A 5,472-nucleotide genomic window follows, 5' to 3' on the forward strand; every position below is an offset into this window, starting at 1 on the left:
GTCACGTCCGCGGTGCCCGTCACGTCCGCGGTGCCCGCCTCCGCGGCGCGTGCCGCCGCCCTGCGCAGCTCCTCGCGTCCGCGGCGCCGCGTCCGCAGCGCGTCCCACGTCAGCACGCACAGCGCGGCCCACACCAGCGCGAAGCCCGCCCAGCGCTCCGGCGGCATCTCCTCGTGGAAGGCGAACAGCCCGAGGACGAACATCAGCGCCGGCGCCAGGTATTGGAGCAGTCCGACGGTCGAGAGCGGCAGCCGTACGGCCGCGCTCCCGAAGAAGATCAGCGGTACGGCCGTCACGACGCCCGAGACGGCGAGCAGCAGGGCGTGGCCGACGCCGCCGGTGGTGAAGGTGCCCTCGCCGGTGGCGCTCAGATAAATCAGGAAGCCCATCGCGGGCAGGAACTGCACGGCGGTCTCCGCGCTGAAGCTGTCGACGCCGTCCAGCAGGATGCGCTTCTTGACCAGTCCGTAGACCGCGAAGCACAGCGCGAGCCCGATCGAGAGCCACGGCACCTGTCCGTACCCGACGCTCAGTACGGCCACCGCCGTCGCGCCGATGCCCACGGCCGCCCACTGCGCGGGACGCAGCCGTTCGCGCAGCAGCAGCACACCGAAGGCGATGGAGACCAGCGGGTTGATGAAGTAGCCGAGCGAGGACTCCAGGACCTTGCCGACGCTCACCGACCAGATGAACAGGCCCCAGTTGAGGGAGATCGCCGCCGCGGCGACGGCGACCAGGCCGAGCCGCTTCGGCTGCCGCAGCAGCGGCCGGATCCACGACCAGCGGCGCAGCACCGCCAGCAGGACGATCGCCGTCGGCAGGGACCACACCATCCGCTGGGCGAGGACCTCGCCGGGGTCGGTGGACTCCAGCAGATGCCAGTAGAGGGGGAGGACGCCCCAGAGGCCGTACGCGGCGACCCCGTAGAGGAGGCCCGTCCGCTGGTCGGTCGCAGATGGCACGAACCTTCCTCCTCCGGGTGAGAGCGGGTTGATCCGGGTTGACGGTAACGCCGCCGCGAGGGGGCTGTCATCTGCGTTTCACATGACGGTACTGACGGCGCTGGCGGTGCTGGCGGTGCTGGCGGCGCCCGGTGCTCCCCGGACGTGCGGCGGCCCCGCCGGAACCGTTCCCGGCGGGGCCGCCTGCCCGAACTCCCGTGTGCGCGCGCTCAGTCGGCGCACCGGCACGTCAGCCCGCGAACTCGTCAGCCCGCGACCGTCCAGGTGTCGTTGCCCGCGAGGAGCGCGCCGAGGTCGCCCTCGCCGTGGCGCTCGACGGCGGCCTCGATCTGGGTGCCCATGTCCGCGTCGTAGACGGGCCGTCGGACGTCCCGCAGCACACCGATCGGCGTACGGTGCAGCGTCTCCGGGTCGGCCAGCCGGGAGAGCGCGAAGGCCGTCGTCGGCGACTCGGCGTGTGCGTCGTGCACGAGGACGCCGTCCGTGCCCTCCTCCGCGACGTCGACGACGCGCAGATCGCCCGTGGCCGGGTCGCGTACGACGCCCTTCGAGCCGAGGCCGTCCTCGCCGGGGGTGCCGAAGCGGATCGGCTCGCCGTGCTCGACGCGGATCACGGCCTCCTGCGCCTGCTGCTTGTCCTTGAGGGCCTCGAAGGCACCGTCGTTGAAGATGTTGCAGTTCTGGTAGATCTCCACGAGCGCCGTGCCGTGGTGGTCGGCCGCGGCCTGCAACGTGCTCGTGAGGTGCTTGCGGTCCGAGTCGACCGTACGGGCCACGAAGGACGCCTCCGCGCCCAGCGCCAGCGAGACCGGGTTGAACGGGGAGTCGAGGGAGCCCATCGGCGTGGACTTCGTGATCTTCCCGGTCTCGGACGTGGGGCTGTACTGGCCCTTGGTGAGCCCGTAGATGCGGTTGTTGAACAGCAGGATCTTCAAGTTCACGTTGCGGCGCAGCGCGTGGATGAGGTGGTTGCCGCCGATGGACAGCGCGTCGCCGTCGCCCGTGACGACCCACACCGACAGATCGCGCCGCGTGCTCGCCAGCCCGGTGGCGATGGCCGGGGCACGGCCGTGGATGGAGTGCATCCCGTAGGTGTTCATGTAGTACGGGAAGCGGGACGAGCAGCCGATGCCCGAGACGAAGACGATGTTCTCCTTGGCCAGGCCGAGTTGGGGCATGAAGCCCTGCACGGCCGCCAGCACCGCGTAGTCGCCGCAGCCCGGGCACCAGCGCACTTCCTGGTCGGACTTGAAGTCCTTCATGCTCTGCGCCGCCTGGGCCTTGGGCACCAGCGAGAGCGCCTCGCGGGTCCCGTGCGCGTGCGGCGGCGTCCCCGTGGTCTCAGTCATCGGTGGATGCCTCCCTCAGTGCGGTCGCGAGCTGCTCGGCCTTGAACGGCATGCCGTTGACCTGGGTGTAGGAGTGTGCGTCGACGAGGTACCGGGCGCGTACGAGCGTGGCGAGCTGCCCGAGGTTCATCTCGGGGATGATCACGCGCTCGTAACTGCGCAGCACCGCGCCGAGGTTGGCCGGAAACGGGTTGAGGTGGCGCAGATGGGCCTGGGCGATGTGCTGCCCGTCGCGGCGCAGCCGTCGCACCGCGGCGGTGATGGGTCCGTACGTCGAACCCCAGCCCAGCACCAGCGTCCTGGCACGGCCGCCCGGGTCGTCGGCATCGATGTCGGGGACGTCGACGCCGTCGACCTTGGCCTGCCGCGTACGCACCATCAGGTCGTGGTTGGCCGGGTCGTAGGAGATGTTGCCGGTGCCGTCCTGCTTCTCGATGCCGCCGATGCGGTGTTCGAGACCGGGCGTGCCCGGGACGGCCCAGGGCCGCGCCAGGGTCTGCGGATCGCGCTTGTACGGCCAGAACGCCTCGGTGCCGTCGTCGAGCCGGTGGTTGGCCACCTCGGCGAACTGCACGCGCAGATCCGGGAGTTCGTCCGTCTCCGGTACGCGCCAGGGCTCGGAGCCGTTGGCGAGATAGCCGTCGGAGAGCAGGAAGACGGGCGTGCGGTACGTCAGCGCGATGCGGGACGCCTCGATGGCGGCGGCGAAGCAGTCGGCGGGCGTGGACGGCGCGACGATCGGCACCGGCGCCTCGCCGTTGCGTCCGTACATGGCCTGCAGCAGGTCCGCCTGCTCGGTCTTGGTGGGCAGCCCGGTGGAGGGGCCGCCGCGCTGGATGTCGACGATCAGCAGCGGCAGTTCGAGTGAGACGGCGAGCCCGATCGTCTCCGACTTCAGCGCCACACCGGGACCGGAGGTCGTCGTCACGCCGAGCGCACCGCCGAAGGCCGCGCCCAGGGCGGCGCCGATGCCGGCGATCTCGTCCTCGGCCTGGAAGGTGCGCACCCCGAAGTTCTTGTGCCGGGACAGCTCGTGGAGCACGTCCGAGGCGGGGGTGATCGGGTACGAGCCGAGGAAGAGCGGCAGCCGGGACTGGTGCGAGGCCGCGATCAGCCCGTACGCGAGGGCCAGATTGCCCGAGATGTTCCGGTACGTACCGGGCGGGAAGGCGGCCGTGGCGGGCGAGACCTCGTAGGAGACGGCGAAGTCCTCGGTGGTCTCGCCGAAGTTCCAGCCGGCCCGGTACGCCGCGATGTTCGCCTGGGCGACCTGCGGCTTCCTGGCGAACTTGGTGCGCAGGAAGTGCTCGGTCTGCTCGGTCGGGCGGTTGTACATCCACGACAGCAGGCCCAGGGCGAACATGTTCTTCGAGCGGCCCGCGTCCTTGCGGCCGACGTCGAACTCCTTGAGGGCCTCCACGGTGAGGGTGGTCAGCGGCACCTGGTGCACCCGGTAGCCGTCGAGCGAGCCGTCCTCCAGCGGGCTCACGTCGTAACCGACCTTGGCCATCGCGCGCTTGGTGAACTCGTCGGTGTTGACGATGATCTCCGCGCCGCGCGGCACGTCCGCGATGTTCGCCTTCAGGGCCGCCGGGTTCATCGCGACGAGCACGTTGGGGGCGTCGCCGGGCGTGAGGATGTCGTGGTCGGCGAAGTGCAACTGGAAGGAGGAGACGCCGGGGAGCGTGCCCGCGGGGGCGCGGATCTCCGCGGGGAAGTTCGGCAGCGTCGAGAGGTCGTTGCCGAACGAGGCCGTCTCGGAGGTGAAGCGGTCGCCGGTGAGCTGCATGCCGTCGCCGGAGTCGCCCGCGAAGCGGATGATCACCCGGTCCAGTCGCCGTACCTCCTTGGCGGCGGCCCCGCCGTGGGCGCCGTCCGGACCGGTCCCGGCCCCGGTGCCGTTCGCTCCGTTCGTCGCGTGCGGCCCGTCCGCCGCGGGCTCCTCGGCGTCGGGGCCCGGGCGCTGCCCGGCTGGGCTGTTGACCTGGTTGGTCACGGTGATTCGGACCTCCTCGAGGCGGCTGCTCGCCAGCCATCGTACGTCGGTAAGGGTTGCCTTCCCTGGATCGACCACATCGCGGACCAGGCGCTGAGACGCCGTACGGGCGGTGCGCGCGGACCGTCCGACGGCGCCCTCCGGAGTCGCTCCGGACCGTTCACGCCTGCTCGGGCCGCCGCCTTCCGCCTCCGCCGCACCGGGGCCGCCGCGCTCAGGAGCGGAGGTAGGTCAGGACGGCCAGCACGCGGCGGTGATCAGCGTCACTCTGCGACAGGCCCAGCTTCATGAAGATGTTGCTCACGTGCTTCTCGACGGCTCCGTGGCTGACGACGAGCTGCTGTGCGATCGCGGAGTTCGTCCGGCCCTCCGCCATCAGCCCCAGCACCTCCCGCTCGCGCGGCGTCAGCGCCGCCAGGACGTCCTGCTTGCGGCTGCGGCCCAGGAGCTGGGCGACCACCTCGGGGTCGAGGGCCGTGCCTCCGCCGGCGACGCGGACCACGGCGTCCACGAACTCGCGCACCTCGGCCACCCGGTCCTTCAGCAGATAGCCGACGCCGCTGCTGGATCCGGCCAGCAGCTCCGTGGCGTACTGCTCCTCCACGTACTGGGACAGCACCAGCACGCCCAGGTCCGCGTGCGCCGCGCGCAGGGCGATGGCCGCCCGTACGCCCTCGTCGGTGTGGGTCGGCGGCATCCGTACGTCGGCGACGACGACGTCGGGCGGCGAACCGGCCGCGGCGAGGTCGGCGACCGTCTTGACCAGGGCGTCGCCGTCGCCCACGCCCGCGACGACCTCGTGGCCGCGGTCGGTCAGCAGCCGTGTGAGGCCCTCGCGCAGCAGCACCGAATCCTCGGCGATGACGACCCGCACCGTGTTCTCCGCGTCCTCCGCCGTGCCTTCCGCCATGCCCTCCGCCACGCTCTCGGCCACGCCCTCCGTCATGTTCCGGACCCCCCTGGTCTTCCCCTGTGGACCACTCCGTACGACGCCTGCGCCGCGCTCAGCATTCCAGACCGCCGGGCGCCGGGTGGGGGGACGCCGCGGACGGGCGGTGGGTTGCCGGGGAGGAGGGGGAGAGGGGAGCGGACGGCGGACGGTCCGCGGCGCAGTGGCCGACTCTCAGACCCGCCAGGGGAGTTGGGCGGTGATGGTGGTGGGTCC

Annotated in this window: 4 protein-coding genes; all 4 read right to left on the reverse strand. The window is 71.6% G+C overall.

All coding sequences use genetic code 11. The annotated features are described in order from the left end of the window. Positions 1-962, reverse strand: a 962-nt coding sequence (gene rarD / locus AN218_RS05230) for an EamA family transporter RarD (protein WP_070015436.1), incomplete at its 3' end; no start/stop codon positions are given. A gap of 245 nt (positions 963-1,207) precedes the next feature. Beyond that, on the reverse strand, positions 1,208-2,311 hold the full coding sequence (locus AN218_RS05235) for a 2-oxoacid:ferredoxin oxidoreductase subunit beta (RefSeq protein WP_070015437.1): 1,104 nt from the start codon (positions 2,309-2,311) through the stop codon (positions 1,208-1,210). Then, on the reverse strand, positions 2,304-4,307 hold the full coding sequence (locus AN218_RS05240) for a 2-oxoacid:acceptor oxidoreductase subunit alpha (RefSeq protein WP_070015438.1): 2,004 nt from the start codon (positions 4,305-4,307) through the stop codon (positions 2,304-2,306). Before AN218_RS05240 ends, AN218_RS05235 begins: the two co-directional genes overlap by 8 nt. 214 nt (positions 4,308-4,521) lie before the next feature. Beyond that, positions 4,522-5,181, reverse strand: coding sequence for a response regulator transcription factor (locus AN218_RS05245; RefSeq protein ID WP_275936955.1), 660 nt, complete (start codon positions 5,179-5,181; stop codon positions 4,522-4,524). Between the last annotated feature and the right edge of the window lie 291 nt (positions 5,182-5,472).

This window comes from Streptomyces nanshensis (genome assembly GCF_001751255.1).
Lineage (GTDB): Bacteria > Actinomycetota > Actinomycetes > Streptomycetales > Streptomycetaceae > Streptomyces > Streptomyces nanshensis_A.